At 59.4% G+C, this 18430-nt stretch carries 13 protein-coding genes and 2 tRNA genes; 5 read left to right on the top strand and 10 right to left on the bottom strand.

Going from position 1 to position 18430, the window contains the following annotated elements; genetic code table 11:
* Nucleotides 1-33: 33 nt before the first annotated feature.
* Nucleotides 34-2274: a phosphoribosylformylglycinamidine synthase subunit PurL gene (gene purL, locus NZ746_05260; GenBank protein ID MCS6816772.1), complete on the bottom strand. Its 2241-nt coding sequence runs from the start codon at nucleotides 2272-2274 to the stop codon at nucleotides 34-36.
* A 123-nt stretch (nucleotides 2275-2397) separates the two neighbouring features.
* On the opposite strand from purL, the gene efp reads away from it, so the two are divergent.
* Entirely contained in the window at nucleotides 2398-2958 is a 561-nt protein-coding gene (gene efp, locus NZ746_05255; GenBank protein ID MCS6816771.1) for an elongation factor P, read from the top strand.
* Nucleotides 2959-2961: 3 nt separating this feature from the next.
* On the opposite strand, the gene NZ746_05250 is transcribed toward efp, so the two are convergent.
* The 5 genes from NZ746_05250 to NZ746_05230 are packed head-to-tail and all read right to left on the bottom strand — an operon-like array spanning nucleotide 2962 to nucleotide 10142.
* Nucleotides 2962-5508 (bottom strand): LptF/LptG family permease, encoded by a 2547-nt coding sequence (locus NZ746_05250; protein MCS6816770.1) that lies wholly within the window; start codon nucleotides 5506-5508, stop codon nucleotides 2962-2964.
* Complete coding sequence (gene lipB, locus NZ746_05245; protein MCS6816769.1) at nucleotides 5505-6701, bottom strand: lipoyl(octanoyl) transferase LipB; 1197 nt, start codon at nucleotides 6699-6701, stop codon at nucleotides 5505-5507. Before lipB ends, NZ746_05250 begins: the two co-directional genes overlap by 4 nt.
* Nucleotides 6702-6706: 5 nt before the next feature.
* On the bottom strand, nucleotides 6707-8071 hold the full coding sequence (gene sucB, locus NZ746_05240) for a dihydrolipoyllysine-residue succinyltransferase (GenBank protein ID MCS6816768.1): 1365 nt from the start codon (nucleotides 8069-8071) through the stop codon (nucleotides 6707-6709).
* A gap of 51 nt (nucleotides 8072-8122) precedes the next feature.
* On the bottom strand, nucleotides 8123-9097 hold the full coding sequence (locus NZ746_05235) for an alpha-ketoacid dehydrogenase subunit beta (protein MCS6816767.1): 975 nt from the start codon (nucleotides 9095-9097) through the stop codon (nucleotides 8123-8125).
* Nucleotides 9098-9113: 16 nt separating this feature from the next.
* On the bottom strand, nucleotides 9114-10142 hold the full coding sequence (locus NZ746_05230) for a thiamine pyrophosphate-dependent dehydrogenase E1 component subunit alpha (protein MCS6816766.1): 1029 nt from the start codon (nucleotides 10140-10142) through the stop codon (nucleotides 9114-9116).
* A gap of 250 nt (nucleotides 10143-10392) precedes the next feature.
* Here NZ746_05230 and NZ746_05225 point away from each other — a divergent pair, with 250 nt between their 5' ends.
* Entirely contained in the window at nucleotides 10393-10887 is a 495-nt protein-coding gene (locus NZ746_05225) for a transcription elongation factor GreA (GenBank protein MCS6816765.1), read from the top strand.
* A gap of 53 nt (nucleotides 10888-10940) precedes the next feature.
* Here the strand turns inward: NZ746_05225 and thiC are convergent, their stop codons facing one another.
* Nucleotides 10941-12782 carry a phosphomethylpyrimidine synthase ThiC gene (thiC, locus tag NZ746_05220; protein MCS6816764.1) on the bottom strand — a complete coding sequence of 614 codons (1842 nt, stop codon included), beginning with the start codon at nucleotides 12780-12782 and terminating at the stop codon, nucleotides 10941-10943.
* Between the two features lie 272 nt (nucleotides 12783-13054).
* On the opposite strand from thiC, the gene NZ746_05215 reads away from it, so the two are divergent.
* From NZ746_05215 to NZ746_05205, 3 genes are all read left to right on the top strand, one after another.
* On the top strand, nucleotides 13055-14674 hold the full coding sequence (locus tag NZ746_05215) for a radical SAM protein (GenBank protein ID MCS6816763.1): 1620 nt from the start codon (nucleotides 13055-13057) through the stop codon (nucleotides 14672-14674).
* 64 nt (nucleotides 14675-14738) lie between these two features.
* Complete coding sequence (locus NZ746_05210) at nucleotides 14739-15236, top strand: adenosine-specific kinase (GenBank protein ID MCS6816762.1); 498 nt, start codon at nucleotides 14739-14741, stop codon at nucleotides 15234-15236.
* Between the two features lie 225 nt (nucleotides 15237-15461).
* Nucleotides 15462-15538, top strand: a tRNA-Glu gene (locus NZ746_05205).
* 198 nt (nucleotides 15539-15736) lie between these two features.
* Here the strand turns inward: NZ746_05205 and NZ746_05200 are convergent.
* The 3 genes from NZ746_05200 to NZ746_05190 form a co-directional block, all read right to left on the bottom strand.
* Nucleotides 15737-15815, bottom strand: a tRNA-Glu gene (locus NZ746_05200).
* A gap of 91 nt (nucleotides 15816-15906) precedes the next feature.
* Nucleotides 15907-17043, bottom strand: a complete 1137-nt coding sequence (locus NZ746_05195; protein MCS6816761.1) for a hypothetical protein — start codon at nucleotides 17041-17043, stop codon at nucleotides 15907-15909.
* Nucleotides 17044-17053: 10 nt separating this feature from the next.
* On the bottom strand, nucleotides 17054-18430 hold the full coding sequence (locus NZ746_05190; GenBank protein MCS6816760.1) for a cytochrome ubiquinol oxidase subunit I: 1377 nt from the start codon (nucleotides 18428-18430) through the stop codon (nucleotides 17054-17056).

The raw sequence follows: 18430 nt of genomic DNA, 5'->3' as shown, positions 1-18430 counted from the left end.
GAACCGCGCGGATCTTCTCACTCGATGGGCCACTCATGGGCCGAGATATTCAGGAAGGACGTTCTGCCAGATAGCTTCGAGTTCATGGACTGGGATGCTGATGACCATATTCCCATCAATCGTCACCCTGAAGTGAGATCCCCCGACGCGCCCGAGGACGGCGTAAGGGATGCGAAATTCACCAGCGATGCGTTCCAGTGTCGGCAAATGCTCAGGTTCAAGCGTCACAAGGATGCGCGAGGGCGTTTCGCTGAAAAGTAGCGAAATCGGCGAGCGAACACCTTCGGTCGTCAAAACGAGATCAGCACCGATGGCCTCGCGCCGATGGCTGGAGAAACAGCATTCGACCAGCGCGATGGCCAAGCCTCCATCCGAACAATCGTGCGCGGACTTGATGATTCCCTCAGCGATGGCCCTCAAGCACGCGCGTTGAACGGCGCGTTCCAATTGGAGATCGAGCCTCGGCACGCCTCCCCCGACGAGTCCATGTATCCAGGCTAGGTATTCACTACCGCCCAGATCATCGCCCGTGCGGCCGAGCAGGACGATGAGATCGCCTTCGGTTTTAAACCACGGCGTGATTGGCAACGAGGGACGATTCCTCCGCTCGACGTCCCCGTGATTCGCGGGGAAGTAATTCACGCCTTCAATGAGGCCGAGCATGCCGATGACCGGCGTTGGATAGACGCCGCGTCCTTCGGTCTCGTTATAGAAGCTCACGTTTCCCCCCGTCACGGGCGTCTCGAACACCGCGCACGCCTCGGCCATGCCGTCAATGACCTCGCTGAATGCCCACATGACCTCGGGGCGCTCCGGAGACGCGAAATTCAAGCAATTCGTGCAGGCGATAGGAAGAGCGCCGGTCACGACGAGATTGCGACAAGCTTCGGCAACGGCCAATCGAGCGCCCGCGCGTGGGTTCAGGTGGCAATATCTTCCGTTGCCATCTAGCGTCAGCGCGATCGCTTTGCGCGTCTCCTTGATTCGGAGCACAGCGGCGTCGGCCCCGGGCAGCAGGATCGTGTTCGTCCGCACCATGTGATCGTACTGGCGGTAGACCCATTGCTTCGAAGCGAGGTTCGGCGAGCGGAGCATCTGGCGAAGGACCTCTTCAAGCGGCGCCGGTTCAGCATGAACCCGATCCCATTCCACCTCATCTCCAGTTGCGACTGGCTTCATCGGGCGGTGATAGACGGGAGCTTCTTCAGCCAAAAGACGATTGGGGAGATCGGCGACAAGATGTCCTCGATGGAACACGCGCAATCGGCCATCGTCGGTCACGCGCCCGATCTCGACAGCGTCCAATCCCCATTTCGCGAAGATCTCCTTCACCTCGCGTTCATGGCCGGCACGAACGACGAGTAACATGCGCTCTTGGGATTCCGAAAGGAGAATCTCATAGGCGGACATGCCAGCTTCGCGTTGCGGCACGCGATCGAGATCGAGTTCGATGCCCGTGTGGGCGCGCGCGCCCATTTCGCAACTGGCGCAGGTGAGGCCAGCCGCCCCCATATCTTGAAGACCGACGATGGCGTTGGTGCGCAGGGCTTCCAAACAGGCTTCCAACAGGAGCTTCTCCATAAACGGATCGCCCACTTGGACGGCCGGACGTTGTTCCAGTGCCGATTCTGTGAATTCGGCCGAAGCCATGCGCGCTCCGTGAATGCCATCGCGTCCGGTTTTTGCGCCGACATAGAGGACCGTGTTGCCGGGACCACTGGCGCGCGCGTAGAAGATCTGCTCGCGCCGCGCCAGGCCGACGGCCATGGCGTTCACCAAAGGATTCCGCGCGTAACACTCGGCGAAGAAGACCTCACCGCCGACAGTGGGGACGCCGAAACAGTTCCCGTAATCGGCGATGCCACGTACGACGCCGTCCATGATCGCGCGATTACGAGGATCCGTGAGCGGGCCGAACCGCAGCGAGTCCAAGACGGCGATGGGACGCGCGCCCATCGTGAAGATGTCGCGCAAAATTCCCCCCACTCCCGTCGCCGCCCCTTGATACGGTTCGATGAAGCTCGGGTGATTGTGCGACTCGATCTTGAAGACGATGCACCATCCATCGCCGATGTCCACGACTCCGGCGTTCTCACCCGGTCCTTGGAGGACGCGAGGCCCGGAGGTCGGTAAGCGTCGGAGATGCACCTTCGACGATTTGTACGAACAATGTTCCGACCACATCGCTGCGAGCATCCCCAACTCCACAGGGTTGGGGTCTCGACCCAATCGCTCGACGATCCGTGCGTACTCCTCTGGCGTGAGATCGCTCATATCTTCCGCGCTCTTGGTGATGATCGCTCTAAAGGCGAGATTATAGCGGAAATCTTGACCGAGCCAAAGGCGTGCGCTAATTTTGATCTCCTCGAAAAGGCTCACGATTCCGGAGGACATGCGATGATACAAGCGACGCGTATCCGGCGCGGGATGATCATCATTCACGAAGGCGATCCGTGTCTGGTTCTCGACTTTCGACACGTGACGCCGGGGAATTGGCGCGCGATGGTGCAAACGAAGCTGCGGAATCTGCGGACGGGGATCTCGTTCGAGCATCGCTTCCGCTCGACCGATACGGTGGAGAAGGCCGTCTTGGAGGAACAAGAGTTCGAGTACCTCTATCAGGATGGGACGAGCTATCACTTCATGAACACAGAGACCTTCGAGCAGATCGCGCTCGATGAGGAGCTTTTGGGGGATGCTGTGAAGTTCCTCATCCCGAATCTGCGCCTGAAGGTCGTGTTCTATCAAGGGAAGCCGATGGGCGTTGAGTTGCCCCCTACCGTGGATCTCCGTGTCGTTGAGACGGAGCCCAGTTTGAAAGGCGCTACCGTAACCGCCGTCAACAAACCGGCGACGCTGGAGACGGGGTTGGTCATTCAAGTTCCTCCCTTTGTCGAACCCGGTGATATCGTCCGCGTGGATACGGCCGAAGGGGTTTATCTCGAACGCGTGAAGTAATCCTCACGTCCGAACGCGAAAGAGGAGGTAGAGGCCGAGGGCCAGCAGGAATCCGTTCGGACTCCACGCGGCCACTCGGGGAGAGAAATACTCGTATCGTCCCAGTTGTTCGAAGAGGCCGAGGGCGAGCCAATACAGCAAACCGATCGCAATCCCAAGACCGATCGCGTGACGAGCGCCCTTCCGACCGAAGGTCGCCCCAAAGGGGAGGCCAAAGAGCGCCATGATGAAGACTGCGGCGGCATTGGCGGATCTCCGTTCCACGGCGATGCGAAGATCCGTGGGATCGAGTCCGCGTTCGGTGAGGATGCGAATTTGCGCGCGTAGTTCTCGGGAGGTCATGGCCTCCGGTTTTCGAGGTGGGAGCGTAAGGAGTTCCGATTCGCCTTCGTCGTCGAGCCAGAGCTGATCGAGGTGTCGCTCGGAGAGAAGGTGAGCGCCCTCGAAGTCCCAAACGGAAACGCGCGACAAGTGCCACGCCGCGCGCGCTTCATCCCACTTGGCGAACTCGGCCTCCAGACGACGACGCACCAGGAAGCGATCGGGGGAGAGATCGAGAATCAAGAGGGTGTTCAAGCGTCGCGCCGCGCGGTCGAGGGAAGCGAAGTGCAAGATGCGTCGAGGCATCTGGGCGCGGCTTCCGGAAACGGCGCGAGTCATCGGAGGGAAACTCGATGCTTCAGACGAAGGTTCGGCGATCGCCTCTCTCCTATTCGGCCAGACGACCATCCAATTCACCATCGTGGGCGAGAGCTCCACAGCCGCAGGAAAGCGCCCTTTTTTGATGTAGAAGCGCAGCAGCTCCTGCCGCGCGTTGGCCCGTGGCACGACATGCTCCTGCCAAATGGCGACAGCGCCCGCCAAAAGCGCGCTCGCGACGAGGATGGGAATCGCCGTGCGGGGAATCGAGATCCCAGCCGCCCGCAAAGCCGTGAGTTCCCCCGATTGGCTCAGGATGCTCATGCTCACCAATGCGGCCATCAGCGCAGAGGGAGGAGCGAGATAACTGAGCACCGAGGGTGTGAGGGCGACGAGATATTCGGCCACGAAGCGGGCCGGGATCTGATTCGTGAGGATGTCCGACGATAGTTCGAAGACCGTGAAGATGATGAAGAGCGTCCAGAGGCCAACGAGGGTCGTCAGGTAAAGGCTGAGGAATCGGAGGGCGATGTATCGGTCGCCGATCGGAAGGCGCAGAGGAAGCTCGGTCACCGATCCGAGATGCGTTGGAAATGGGAGAATTTTTGCGCGTGGGCGGAAGAGGCGAGACAAGCGATGGAGCATCTTCTGTTCGACCTGCTGCGCGCGCGCTCGCAGCGCATCCCATGTCAGAGCGATCTGAGCGCGAAGCGGGGGAGAAGCCGTCGAGGTCAACCGAAGCCGCTCAGCTATTCGCTCGATCGTTCGAGTTAGGGAGAAGCGCTCCGATAATCGGAGAGCGCTATAGCTCGCCATGGCGATGTTCCCTAGCCATAAGGCGACGAAAGGCGGAAGGCGTCCGGCGCGAGCCAGATTCTCTCCACCGAGCAGCAAGAGGTAATAGATGGCCGCCAACAAGAGGCTGAGCCAGAAGCCATAGCTGCGTCCCCCTCGCCGTCGGGTCGTCGCTAAGGCAACACCCACCGCGACGAGGACGAGGGGGGAAGCGCTCACGGCCACGCGCTTATGAAATTCCGTGAGGGCTCGCCGGCCGAGGAGCGGATCGTGCCGTGCAGCCCACAACTCGGGAAGCGTCATCTCTTGGATTTTGCTCCGCACCGGGACCGTACCCGTTTCCAATTCCGTGCGAAGTTGCTCGGCCTCTCGCGATTGAGCATCAAAGCGAATCGTCGTGCGCTCGAAAGCTTCCACTTCGTAGCGGGAGCCATTGTCAGTGCGAAGACGTCGGTGAACGATACCATCGTACAAACTCAGGCGCGAATCCTCAGGCGTCTTCCCGAGCTCCAAGCGACCGCGGGAAGCCGTGATGAGCGTAGGACCAATGGCCGAATTCGGATCGGTGCGCTGTCCTTCGAGAGCGAGGAAGAGATAACGCCACAGATCTGCTTGCCGATCCACCTCGCCGATGTAGAGGATCATGCCCGCGAACCGATCATCAAAAGTGCGGGGTTTCACCTGAAGGCGAATCCCTTGCAGGATCAACTCTGCTCGGATCTCCTTCACGCGGCGTATTGCGTGCGGCATATCGAAAGCCGCCAGATAGAAAGTCACGGCGCTTGTCGGAAGAGCCAAAAGGAGCAACGGAGCGAGGAGATGTCGTCGGCCGATCCCACTCGTGAATAGGACCGCCAGTTCATGATCGCCATGTAGACGGCTGAGCCCGGTCATCACGGCGACAAGCAGTGAGAGTGGAAGCGTGAGTACGAGGATGCGCGGAATGAGAGAGGCGAGCAGCGTCCGCACGAGCATCGGAGGAACGTCGCGCTTCACGAAGAGTTCGGCGAACTGGGCCATTTGACTAGCGAGCACCAGGACCGTGAGGACGAGGAGAGCGAGGACGAAGTAGGGGGTGATCTCGACCAAGAGGTACCGCTCGATTCGCCGCGTCATAGGCGCAAGGCCTGAGGCGCATTCGCCGGGTGAACGCTGCCGGTCGTGCAGAAGCGTTCGCTCAAAATCAGCGCGCGACGGTTTCCCTTCCATCGCACGAGGGCGAGCGCCGTGGTCACCTTTTCGAATCGGAAGGCGTCATGCTCCAGTGGGTTGATGCGGATCGCCGGACGCATCGGAAGGACGGCCAGGAAGGAGTACTCGCGAATGAAGGAGGGAAGGGGATCGGTGGACGAGAACGCGAAAGCATGCACATAGGGGAGGGGGGAGAGCGACGAACCGCCAGGCGGAGTGGCATCGGCGAGGTCCAGCCCCGTCTCCTCTCGAACTTCCCGAAGGGCGGCTTCCACAGGCGATTCACCGAATTCGATCAATCCCGTGACGGGTTGCCAAAATCCACCATCGCGCTCAGTGCGTTTCAGAAGAAGATACTCTCCCTCCAGCGTGCGCAGGAGCACTTGGACGGATTCCATCTCGATGGGGCGCTCGATGAGATGACAGTCGAAGACCTCTTGGAAATGGACAAGTAAGCGCTCCTGCACGTGCTCCATCGAGACCGAAGCTCCGAGGAGTTTCGCCATCGAGGTCATTTGCACGTCCGGGAGTCCACACGGGACGATGAGGTCGAAGAATCGAAGATCCGTATTGACGTTGAGGGCCAGCCCATGCGTCGTGACCCAATGGGAGAGATGAACGCCAATGGAAGCGATCTTCTGGCGCCCTACCCAAACCCCCGTCTGTCCGAAAATTCGCTCCGCCGTGATTCCGAAATCATCGAGGGTACGGATAATGACCTCTTCCAAATCGCGCAAGTATCGGTGGACGTCGCGGCGGCGCCCAACGAGCTTCAGGATCGGATAAACGACCAGTTGTCCCGGGCCGTGATAGGTGACAGCTCCTCCGCGATCCGTCTCATATTGCTCCACATCGTAGTGCGCGAGCACCTCGGGAGAGACGCGGAAATGATCGTTCATGTTCCCGCCCAAATGGCGCGTCCTTCGCCCGATGGTCACCACATGGGGATGTTCGAGCAGCAGTAGCTGATCCGGGATGAGGTCGGCCTTCCGGGCCGTCGCCAACAGAGATTGCGCTTCGAGGCCGTCTTCGTACTCGACCAGTCCCAGTCGTCGAACGTGACATGTGCGCGCGTCGGCGAGAGGCATCTGGTCATCTGGTCGGTCGCGGACCGCCATGGGCCTCAAGCTCCCGTCAGCTCGAACGATTCGAGCGTTCGTTTGATGTGCGCCATGAATTGATCGGCGACAGCCCCATCAATGAGCCGATGGTCGAAGGAGAGGGAGAAATATGCCATCGCGCGAATCGCAATGGCGTCATCCTCCACGACGACGGGGCGCTTAGCGATGCGCCCGACCCCGAGAATGGCGACCTGGGGCTGATTGATCACCGGAGTTCCGAAAAGCGAGCCGAAGACGCCCGGATTCGTGATGGTGAACGTCCCTCCCTGGACCTCCTCCGGTTTGAGCTGCTTGTTCCGCGCGCGCGTAGCCAGATCGTGAATCGCTTTGGCCAATCCAACGAGACTGAGCGCATCCGCGTTTTTAATGACGGGGACGATGAGGCCCCACTCCAAGGCGACGGCGATGCCGATGTTGATGTCCTTCTTGTAGACGATCTTGTCGTCGGCGATCGAAGCGTTCAGAATCGGGAAGGCTTTGAGCGCGCTCACGCAAGCCTGGACGATGAACGGTAAATACGTGAGTTTGACGCCATGGCGCTGTTCGAAATCCGGTTGTAGCTGATCTCGCAATCGGCTGACGCGCGTCATGTCGATCTCGAAGAACGTCGTCACATGGGGAGCGACGCGTTTGCTGTAGACCATGTGTTCGGCGATCTTCTTGCGCATGACGCTCATCGGGACGATCTCGACGCGCTCTCCGGGGAGATAGGGAGGATAGAGCGGCGTCTCCAATTCCGGGGCCTCGATCGGCTGCGGACGCGCCTCTGACGGCCGAGCAGCGCGCTCCTCCAGGTATCGCAGGACGTCGCGCTTGGTGACGCGTCCGCCGCGGCCCGTCCCCTCGATCTGCGTGAGATCAATACCGTACTCTTGGGCCAGCTTCTCCACGACCGGCGATGAACGCACAGCCTTTCGCTCAAGGCGCTCGGCCGGGATGGTGATACGGATTTCTTGCTTTTGCTTCTCCCACGGATGAGGGGGAATGATGATCTCGCGCATGGATGGCTCTTCGGCAGCGGAAGGGGCGACGCGCGCCGGTTCGGGCGTCGGTTCTCTCCGCGGTGTCGCTTCTGCCACCGGAGTCGCACGTTCGCTCACCTCGCGCGGCGGAGCCTCGACGGCTTCCTTATCCGTCTCGATATAAGCGACGACAGTTTGAATGGGGACGGTCTCCCCTTCATGGACGAGCACCTCGGCCAAAACTCCTTCGGCCGGTGAAGGGATCTCCGCATCCACTTTATCCGTGGAGATCTCAAAGAGCGGTTCATCACGACGGACGTGCTCACCTGGCTTCTTGAGCCATTTGGTGACTGTTCCCTCGGCGATGCTCTCACCCATTTGAGGCATGATGACTTCGACTTTCATGCCACACCTCCTTTGGAGCGCGCGAACGCGCTCCTCGGCCTTCCTCCTTGATCAATAGTTGGCGACCCATCGGATGGCTTGAACGATCTCCTCCACTTGAGGGAGGAAGAATTCCTCCAACGGGGGACTGAACGGGATTGGCGTGTCCGGAGCCGTGACGCGAACGACGGGCGCTTCAAGATACTCGAAGATGCGCTCGTTAATGCGCATGGCGAGCTCTCCGGCGATCCCTCCCGTGCGCGTGTCTTCGTGAACGATGACGGCACGACCCGTTTTGGCCACTGAGCTGAGGATCGTCTCGTCATCGAGGGGGAGGAGCGTCCGCAAATCCACGACCTCGACTTCAATGCCCTCCTGCGCGACAAGCTCCGCCGCTTCGAGCGACTTGTGGAGCATCCATCCGTAGGTCAGAATGGTGACATCCCGACCAGGGCGCTTGATGTCCGCCTTCCCGATGGGAACGATGTAGTCCCCCTCGGGCACTTCCCCTCGGATGCGGCGGTAGAGATACTTGTGCTCGAAATAGAGCACGGGGTCCTCATCCCGGATGGCGGCCTTGATGAGGCCCTTGGCATCGTATGGCGTAGCGGGCTCCACGATCTTCAGCCCAGGCGTGTGGAAGAAATACGCCTCGACGTTCTGCGAATGAAAGGGGCCACCGTGCACGCCGCCGCCACAAGGGCCGCGCACGACGATGGGGACGCCCGCCCCCCAGCGATATCGGCACTTCGCGGCAAAATTCGTCAATTGGTCGAAAGCGATAGAGATGAAATCAATGAATTGCATCTCAGCGACTGGGCGCAATCCCACCAGCGCCGCTCCGATGGCCGCGCCCACGATGGCCGCTTCCGAGATCGGCGTATCAATGACGCGCTCTTCGCCGAAGCGCTCGAGGAAACCCTCGGTGACCTTGAAGGCGCCGCCGTAGACGCCGATGTCTTCACCGAGCAGGAAGACACGCTCATCGCGCTCCATTTCTTCCCAGAGTCCCTGGCGAATAGCCTCCAAATAAGTCAACACGGGCATAGGTGACGGTGCCTCCTCAAGATCGCGTCTTCGCCGCGTGCTCACGCGGTCGAGGAGCCCCTTCCAGAACGGAAGGGGCTTCGGCATACACATCTTCTAAGGCGATCCGCGGGTCGGGCATTGGCGATTGCTCCGCATATTGAAGATCGGCCTCGATCTCCTCCTCGATGCGACGAGTGATCGCTTCGAAATCGGTCTCGTCGGCCATGCCATGCTCTTTCAGATAGGTCTCCAAGCGCAGGATCGGATCGCGCTTCTGCCAATATTCGAGCAGCTCGCGAGGAACATACCACGCGTCGTCGTGTTCGGCGTGTCCGCGCATGCGAAAGGTCTTGACCTCGAGCAAGGTCGGCCCCAGGCCCTCGCGCGCTCGTTGGATAGCGCGGCGCGTGGCCTGATACACGGCGATGACATCGTTGCCGTCCACTGTCTCGCCGAAGATCCCGTATCCGATCGCGCGATCGGCGATGTTCTCGATGGCCATTTGCTTATGCTTGGGCGTCGAGTAGGCATACCCATTATCTTCGGCAATGACGATCAGAGGAAGCTTTAAGACGGCAGCGAAGTTCAATCCTTCGTGGAACGCCCCTGTGCTCGTTCCGCCGTCGCCGATATAGGTGAGAGCAACCGAACGCTTTCGTTGCATCTTCGAAGCCAGCGCGATGCCAGCCATTACCGGGATGAGATCGCCGAGGTGGCTGATCGGAGGGATGATGCCGCGCTCTACGCTCCCAAAGTGAACGATGTTATCCTTGCCGCGTGTTGGACTCGTTCCTTTGCCCATGTACTGAGTGAAAATCTCCCAAGGGCGGACGCCGCGCACAAAGAGCGCGCCCAGATTCCGGATCATCACCGCCAAGAAATCTCCCTCTTCGAGGGCATAGGCGCTGGCGACGGACTCGCCCTCTTGTCCGAGACTGCGATAGAGCCCTCCCACGATCTTCCCCTGTCGGTAGAGGCGTTGCAGGCGTTCCTCCACCATCCGGGTCAGTTTCATGTAGTAGTACATGTCCAGGAGTTGTTCGCGGGTCAGCGTCGCTTCCATACGTGGCCCTCTCCGTGTGAAAGAAAAACGAGGTTGAAGAGCGGGTCGAAAGACCGCGCTCCGCAGGCCCAGCTTCCCCTGCTTCGCTCATAAAGGCGTGGCGTCATGCCGTCCTCGCGAAGTCGCCTATTACTATAGCGGAGGCGGCAAAGCAGCGACAAGCCGCCCGTTCTCGTTTGAGGAAGCGAACGTCCTCTTGAATTTCCGCGCGGGCGGGCTATACTTAAGATGAAAAATCAGCGTGGGAGGAATGGACGTGCTCACAAAGCTCAAGGAACGGCTTGAGGCCGAACTGCGTGCTTTGGAGAATGAGTTGAAATTCGAACTGCCCAAGGAGTTACAGAGGGCTCTGGCACATGGCGACTTGCGGGAGAATGCGGAGTATCAGGCGGCCCTTCAGCGTCAGGAATTCGTGCGCGCGCGCATCGCGCAGATTCGCAAGCAACTCTCCGATCTCTCGATGCTCAACGTGAGCGCGCTTCCTCGGGATCGGGTGGCCTACGGTTCGACGGTCACGCTCTTGGATCTGGACACGGGTGAGGAGGTGACCTATCGGCTAGCGCTCGGCGATGAGGTGGATCCCGAGCGCGGGGTCATCTCCGTCTCTTCTCCCATTGGTTCGAGCCTCTTAGGGAAACGAGAGGGCGATGAGGTGATCGTTCACACGCCGGCGCGCAAACGCCGGTTTGAGATCATCAAACTCATCACCCTGCCGCAAGAACTGGAAGGGGGAGAAGCCTCCTGAGGCGCGATCCTGCGCGACCGTCGGAAGGTCCTTCACGGCGTCAGATATATCTCCTATATCTCCGCCCCCGACGTCCGAAATTCTTCAGCCTTCTCCCGCAATCCGGCGGCTCGCGCCTCTTCGAGGGAGAGCCCCTTCCGCGCCGCATACTCGCGCAGTTCTTCCGTAATGCGCATGGAGCAAAATTGCGGACCGCACATCGAGCAGAAATGGGCCAGCTTGGCTCCTTCCGCCGGAAGCGTCTCATCGTGATAAGCGCGTGCCGTCTCTGGATCAAGGGAGAGATTGAATTGATCCTCCCAACGGAATTCAAACCGCGCTTTGGATAGGACGTCGTCCCGCAATTGGGCACCGGGATGCCCTCGTGCCAGATCAGCCGCGTGGGCAGCGATGCGATAGGCGATCACCCCATCTTTGACATCCTGCTTGTTCGGCAATCCCAAATGCTCCTTCGGCGTGACGTAGCAGAGCATGGAAGCCCCGTACCAGCCGATGAGCGCTGCGCCAATGGCACTCGTGATGTGATCGTAGCCAGGCGCGATGTCAGTCACCAACGGCCCCAACGTATAGAATGGCGCTTCCTGACAAAGGGCGCTCTCCTTCTCCACGTTCTCCCGAATCAGCTGCATAGGAATGTGACCCGGCCCTTCGATCATGACCTGGCAATCCATCTCCCAGGCAATGCGCGTCAGCTCGCCTAAGGTCTCCAGCTCAGCCATCTGCGCCTCATCGTTAGCATCGGCGATGGAACCCGGACGCAGGCCGTCACCTAGGGAGAACGCCACGTCATAAGCGGCCATAATCTCGCAGATCTCCCGAAAATGCGTGTACAAGAAGTTCTCCTGATGGTGGGCCAAACACCACTTAGCGATGATGGACCCTCCGCGGGAGACGATCCCCGTCACTCGATTCATTGCGAGGGGAATGTGGTGGAGCCGGACGCCCGCGTGGATGGTGAAGTAGTCCACGCCCTGTTCGGCTTGCTCGATGAGCGTATCGCGGAAAATCTCCCAGGTCAGCTCTTCGGGCTTCCCTCCGACTTTCTCCAAGGCCTCGTAAATGGGGACCGTCCCAATGGGGACGGGCGAGTTCCGAATGATCCATTCCCGCGTCTCGTAGATATTCCTCCCTGTTGAGAGGTCCATGACCGTATCCGCTCCCCACCGGATCGCCCAGAGCATCTTCTCAATCTCCTCCTCGATGGAGGAAGCGACGATCGAGGTCCCGATGTTGGCATTGATCTTCACCAGGAAGTTGCGGCCGATGATCATCGGTTCCAATTCGGGATGGTTGATATTGGCAGGAATGATGGCGCGACCCCGAGCGACTTCCTGTCGGACGAATTCCGGAGTGATCTCACTGGGGATGGAGGAACCGAAGGTTTCTCCTCGATGGGGGAGACGGGCTCGGGGATAGCCTCGAGCGATCTCCCACAGGATGTTCTCGCGCAGCGCGACGAATTCCATCTCGGGCGTGATGATGCCTCGGCGGGCATAGTACATTTGAGTGACGCGATGGCCGGGCCGAGCCCGCAAGCGCGGGCGCTGCGAGGAGAGCGGCAGTCGGTCCAAGCATGCCTTCCGGCGCTCGGAGTTCGCGACGACTTCCACATCGCCGCGCTCTTGAATCCACGCCCAGCGAATCGGGGGCAGGCCTTCGCGCACGCTCACTTCGACCAGTGGATCCGTATACGGACCCGTGGTGTCATAGAGGTAGATCGGAGGATTCTCCTGCCGGGTGCCATCTCGACCAATGGTCGGTGTGAGTCGGACCTCGCGCACGGGAACGCGAATATCGGGGCGCGTCCCTTGGATGTACACCTTCCGCGAGGCCGGAAAAGGTGGGATCCGCAACGACACCCCAGTGACCTCCAAGGATTTTGACGCGTTCTTCATGTTCAATGCCTCCAGTTTCGGACTTCGAAAAGGGAAAGTGTATCGAGAGGGCTACCTCGATGCAAGGCGAGCATCCATGTGCGCTTTTTGACGCAGCGGATGCGGGAAATCTCGCTCCGGAGGAGCCGCGCGTCTTTCCCGTATTCACGCGAAGTCCTTGCTCCTACGTAGCTTATTCGCGATCCGAGAGCGCACCGCTTCGGCCCGAAATTTGCTTTCAAGAAATGTGTCAAGGAGTCTTTTTGCCCAAGATATGGAGTGGGAGGAGGCCTATGGCAAGAAGCGTCGTGCGAGAGAGGGCTTGGAGAACCTACTGCGGGGCGCCAGTGGCTCCGCTGCCGAAGGGATTACCGAAGCTCGTCGAGTCTCTCTGTCCGGAGTGTTGTCGCGTCATCCCTGCACGCATCTTCGAGCACGAGGGACGGGTGATGATGGAGAAACGATGCTCGGAGCACGGCGAGTTTCGCGACATCGTTTGGTCTGATGTTCGCCTTTATCTGAAGGCCGAGGAGTGGGCATTTGAGGGGGGGCGAGGCGTCTCCAACCCAGCCGTGCCGGATGCCGTGCTTTGCCCACAGGATTGTGGTCTCTGTCAGATGCATTTGAGCCATACGGGCTTGGCCAACATTGACCTGACGAACCGTTGCAACTTGACCTGTCCCGTCTGCTTCGCCAACGCGAACGTGGCGGGCTACGTCTACGAGCCCTCGCTGGAGCAGGTCTATCGGATGCTGCGGCAACTGCGCGAGATGCGCCCGGTTGCGGCCCGTGTCATTCAATTCTCGGGCGGGGAGCCTACGATTTATCCCCATTTCATTGAGGCCGTGCGGATGGCGCGAGATCTGGGGTTCTCGCACATTCAGGTCGCCACAAACGGCCTCCGATTCGCTACCGAGCCTGGCTTCGCTGAGAGATGTGCCGAGGCCGGATTACATACACTTTATCTCCAGTTCGACGGCGTGAGTGACGAGGTCTATCGCAAGACGCGCGGGCAGCCGCTCTGGGAGCTGAAACAGCGAGCCATCGAAGCCGCCCGTCGGGCGGGATTGAAGATCGTCTTCGTCCCGACGATCGCGCGCGGGGTAAACGATCATGAGGTCGGTCGCATCTTGCACTTCGCCATCGAGAATATTGATGTCGCGTCGGGCATCACGTATCAGCCGGTGACGTTCACCGGGCGAATTGCGCAAAAGAAACGGGAGCAAATGCGGTATACGCTCACCGACTTGGTGAAAGACTTGGCCGAACAAACCGGAATCGTGGACACCTATCATGATTGGTATCCCACACCATGCACCGTCTCATTCTCGCAGTTCTTGAGCGCCCTGCAAGGAGAGGAGACGATCGCCCTGAGCTGTCATCCGCATTGTTCGCTGGCGACGTATCTCTTTGTGGACGCGCGGACGAAGACGGCGATCCCCGTCACGCGCTTCGTGGATGTGGAGGGAATGCTGCGAGCGTTTCGTGAGTGGGCACCACGGATCCGTCAGCTCCCTTCCAAGAAGCTGCGGGCAATGACAGCGTATGTCGTCCTGCAGCGATTCTTCCGTCCGGAGGCGGCACCACCAGGATTGACCTATGTGAAGTTCCTCCGAACCCTCGAAGGACTTGTGGATAAGCGCATCGGGCGCGGAAAGAATGAACAGCAGCTCACCTATCGAACGCTCATGGTCGCTGGGATGCATTTCATGGATGCCTACAACTACCAACTCGATCGCGTCATGCGTTGCGTCATCCATTATTCGGCTCCCGATGGGCGCATCTATCCCTTCTGCACGTATAACTCTGGGATCACATTCCGCGAGAAGATCGAGCAGAGCTTCTCGATCCCGTTGGAGGCATATCTCGCCGGGAAGGAACCGATGGTGACGAGGACCGTCCTGAAGGTGTGAGGCTTGCTTCCAACCTTCGCGCTCGGGCAGAATATGGCTCTATCTTCGAGCGGAGGGGGAGGATATGGAGCTGAAGGTCGTCCCTTTGGAAATCCCATCCGGATGCAACATCATCGTCGGGCATGCGCATTTCATTAAGACCGTCGAAGATCTGTACGAGATCATGGCGACCAGCTCGCCGCACATCAGGTTCGGCGTGGCATTCTGTGAGGCTTCTGGACCATGCCTGATCCGGTTCGAAGGCAATGACGCCGAACTCACGGAGGCAGCGGTCCGAAACGCGCGCCAATTGAGCGCTGGGCATACGTTCGTGATCGTATTGCGGGAAGGGTATCCGATCAATGTCCTCAATGCGATCAAAGCGTGTCAGGAAGTATGCACGATTCACTGCGCGACGGCTAATCCCACCCAGATCATTCTCGTGGAGACCGAGCAAGGGCGAGGAATTCTCGGTGTCATAGATGGGTTCGCCTCCAAGGGGGTTGAGGGGGAGGAAGAGAAGGCGAAGCGGAAGGAGTTGCTGCGAAAAATCGGGTACAAGCTCTCGCAGTCTCATAGCTGATAATTTGGAGAGCTTCTAACTCCCATGGAGCTTCGCGGGGCCGGGTGAAAGAGGAGCCTTAAGCAGCAGCAGGTCTCATCGCCTCGTGAGGCGCCAAAAGAGCCTTCAGGGAACGTTCTCGCCTGCTAGCACGAGAGTGTGGCATGGGGTGATCGTTTTGTGGGGGCTTTGTAGGCGCATTGACGAACAAGAGATGAGACGCTAAAATTTTCTCCCGAAATGGGTGCCGCTATGGTGTAAGTGGTTAACACGCAGGCCTCTCAAGCCTGAGAGTGCGGGTTCAAGCCCCGCTAGCGGCACCAACCCATGCTATCGAGCTCAAATTCCCCGGATAGAAATTTTACGGAGCGCTTCATCAGCTCATGGCCAGCCTCCGGCCAGTTCTTTATGTCCCAAGGCCGTAACACCGTGGTGGTATCAGAAAGGCGGCGCGTGATAGGTTGGGGTGAGAGGGCCAGATCAGAAGGTCATGGGGAATCAACCAGTTCACCAAACATCGGTGGCGTCGCCGGCGGGATTTGAACCCGCGAATCCTGGCTTGAAAGACCAGTGTGTTAGACCTGGCTTCACCACGGCGACGTCAGGATGTATTTTTAGCAAAACTTCACCCTTTTGGCAATCCCCGACCGCGGCGGAGGTATGGTCTTCCTTCTTCGCGAGCGCGACGCACTTATGCGCTCCCGCTCGCGCTCCCGATCACCCTGAGCCTACTGAGCATCCAGGCGACTATACCAAGTCCCATGATGAAGAGCAGGAGAAAGAGGATCAAGGGGCTCCATTCGATCCGAACGGGTTCCGCCGTGACGTCTAGGAATCGGCTGAGCTCCGCGTTTTGCACGATCTGACGGCTGATGGCATTGAGGGCGAGCACGAGGACTTGAGCTAGGGCAGTCACCGCAGCAAGCACCCGCGTCCCTCCCTTTCGCCACTGCCAAAGGATCAAGAGCCAAGGCGCTCCGGGGCTGAGCGCCGTTAATCCCGTGAGCACGCGCAGCGGACTATGGAGCATTTTCTCTTGCAATTCCACAGGCCATGTTCCGAAGACATACCAAGAGCCGGTGATGGCGAATCCGATCACCCCGATCGTGGAAACGATGAAGGCAATGCGTCGAGCGCTGATGCGATAGCTGGCCCCCTCTCGAACGGCGAACCATTCAGCGTCCACGACGATGAAGACCGCCGTCGTCGTCAGGGCCAAGGCGAACATCATGAGCCAACGCGGCCAGAGCGTCGGATCCCCGGTATTCAAGACGGTTCCGAGTGGCGCACCGCTGATGCTGTCACGGAGCCACAGATCAGGCCACGCGCGCAGGTTAGTCATCAAGCTGAAAGCGTTCGAGAAGAAGAAGCCAATGATGAGGAAAAACGCGGCTGTCATCCAGCCGACGCCTTGTCGCCAGCGCGCGATCGTGGCGCTCTCGGTACGCAGTCCAGAGACGTAAATGTATACGCCGTAGTAGGCGAGCGTGAGGAGCACGATGATGCTCACCCAGGGCCAAGCCATCAAGATCGTCGCCGGGTAGAAGACCTTGTAGTAGGCGACTTGGGTGAAGAGTAGGGGAACGATGCCGAAATTGATTCCGAGGGCGATCAAAATCGGCATCGGTCGCATCAAGCGTCGCGAGAGCCGCTGCGCCTCCTCTCCTCCACGCCACTGAAGGAGCATAGCCAGCAGCACTCCCGCGTACCAGATATGCATGGGGATCATGTGGAGCGTAAATCCCAGGACTTTGAACGCGACGAGGAACCAATACGGAGCGGGATATCCCAATGGGCTCGAGGGTCCGATCAAGGTCGTGGGATCCATAAGCCGCCTCCTATTTCTCCTCTCCGAAGTACATCCCAGCCGGGCGCGGCTGGGCGATCCGAATGAGATATTTCGTGAGCAGCTCCGCTTCTTCGGATGTGCCAGCCCAAGGGGGCATGAAGAAATGGGCCTTCTCCGGATGCTTGACGACTGTGCGTACCATGTCCGGCGTCCAACCGCGGATCAACTGCCCGACAGCGGAGAAACCACGTCGTCCTGAGTGACAGTCATTGCAGTGGTAGAGGAAGAGGACTTCGCCAAGCTTCACCTGATCCTCTTCTGGGAGTGTGAGCAATCGCTTAGGATCAATGCGCTCGTCGTTCAAGACTTGAGGATAGTGGTGTCTCACCCACGCCTTCGTCCAAGTTCCTCCTTCGAGATAACCAGTTCGGCGAAGCTCCGGCACCTTCTCCGCGTAAATCTGATTACCCAGAACGACGTTGTAGATGATGTAGGGCTTCCGCACGGCCTCGCGGATGTATTCGCCAGTAGTGATCGCCGTGAGCCCGAAGGTGAAAAAGAGGATGGCGAATCCAGGCGAGAGCCATCCCGGATTTCGATAGGGGCCGAGATAGAACATAAAGAACACGGCGATCGTAACGGCGAAGATGAGCACGACGAGGATGTTCAACGTACTCGCGGCGGCGAGGGCGGCCTTCGCCGATTCCGGGAGGGTGAGATACCATCCGATCCCTCCCAGGATGATCAATAGAGAGCCAAGGAGTGCCGGTCGGGTCGATCGCGCGGCGATCAGATCACGCAGAGCGGGATCCTTCACCTTGAAAGCGGCGTGCAGATAGACGTAGAGCGAGGCGAGCAGGAATGCTCCACCCGTTCGCGCGAGGACTTGCGGGATGAACTGTGGGTTCAGGAAGCCCGTCCAGAACGTGCGCTCCTCCGGCCATCGGCCCGAATGTAACATGAAGGCCGTGATCCCGGTGATCAAGACAAGGCTCATCCACGCCGATCCGGCGTAGATCCATCCTATACGCACATGCGTCTTCGGGTCGAGCCGTCCCCAGAAGTAGTAGAAAATGAACGCCGAGACGATCTCTAGGACGAAGAAGACGTACTCCATCGCCCATCCGAAGACGAAGATGTGGATGAGGGTTTGCGTCGCCAGGGGTGACGCGACGCCAATCGTCCACCAAATGCCGACGCCCGTGATCGCGCCGTAGACGACGGTGATCAGGATGAAGAACCAGGCGTGTTCCTTTAGGTACGCCAGATATTCGCGATGGTTCTGCCGATAGGCGTACTGCGTCTCAACGGCGAGAAAGAGTCCGCCGCCGACGGCGTAGTGGGCGACGAGGACATGGAGGACGGAGATGATGGCGATGAGCATGGGAGCGGTGAGGAAAGGGACATACCACCATGGGTAATGCAT

It is taken from the genome of Blastocatellia bacterium (genome assembly GCA_025055075.1).
Lineage (GTDB): Bacteria > Acidobacteriota > Blastocatellia > HR10 > HR10 > HR10.
Note: the sequence above shows the minus strand (reverse complement) of the source record. Positions and strands in the feature narration are given on the sequence as shown.

Bases quoted from the DNA above. Each gene is read 5' to 3' on its own strand.
- NZ746_05250 (MCS6816770.1), bottom strand. From the start codon at position 5,508: ATGACGCGGCGAATCGAGCGGTACCTCTTGGTCGAGATCACCCCCTAC.
- NZ746_05230 (MCS6816766.1), bottom strand. From the start codon at position 10,142: ATGGAAGCGACGCTGACCCGCGAACAACTCCTGGACATGTACTACTAC.
- lipB (MCS6816769.1), bottom strand. From the start codon at position 6,701: ATGGCGGTCCGCGACCGACCAGATGACCAGATGCCTCTCGCCGACGCG.
- NZ746_05190 (MCS6816760.1), bottom strand. From the start codon at position 18,430: ATGCATTACCCATGGTGGTATGTCCCTTTCCTCACCGCTCCCATGCTC.
- NZ746_05210 (MCS6816762.1), top strand. From the start codon at position 14,739: ATGGAGCTGAAGGTCGTCCCTTTGGAAATCCCATCCGGATGCAACATC.
- NZ746_05215 (MCS6816763.1), top strand. From the start codon at position 13,055: ATGGCAAGAAGCGTCGTGCGAGAGAGGGCTTGGAGAACCTACTGCGGG.
- sucB (MCS6816768.1), bottom strand. From the start codon at position 8,071: ATGAAAGTCGAAGTCATCATGCCTCAAATGGGTGAGAGCATCGCCGAG.
- NZ746_05195 (MCS6816761.1), bottom strand. From the start codon at position 17,043: ATGGATCCCACGACCTTGATCGGACCCTCGAGCCCATTGGGATATCCC.
- NZ746_05225 (MCS6816765.1), top strand. From the start codon at position 10,393: ATGGACGTGCTCACAAAGCTCAAGGAACGGCTTGAGGCCGAACTGCGT.
- NZ746_05235 (MCS6816767.1), bottom strand. From the start codon at position 9,097: ATGCCCGTGTTGACTTATTTGGAGGCTATTCGCCAGGGACTCTGGGAA.
- thiC (MCS6816764.1), bottom strand. From the start codon at position 12,782: ATGAAGAACGCGTCAAAATCCTTGGAGGTCACTGGGGTGTCGTTGCGG.
- efp (MCS6816771.1), top strand. From the start codon at position 2,398: ATGATACAAGCGACGCGTATCCGGCGCGGGATGATCATCATTCACGAA.
- purL (MCS6816772.1), bottom strand. From the start codon at position 2,274: ATGAGCGATCTCACGCCAGAGGAGTACGCACGGATCGTCGAGCGATTG.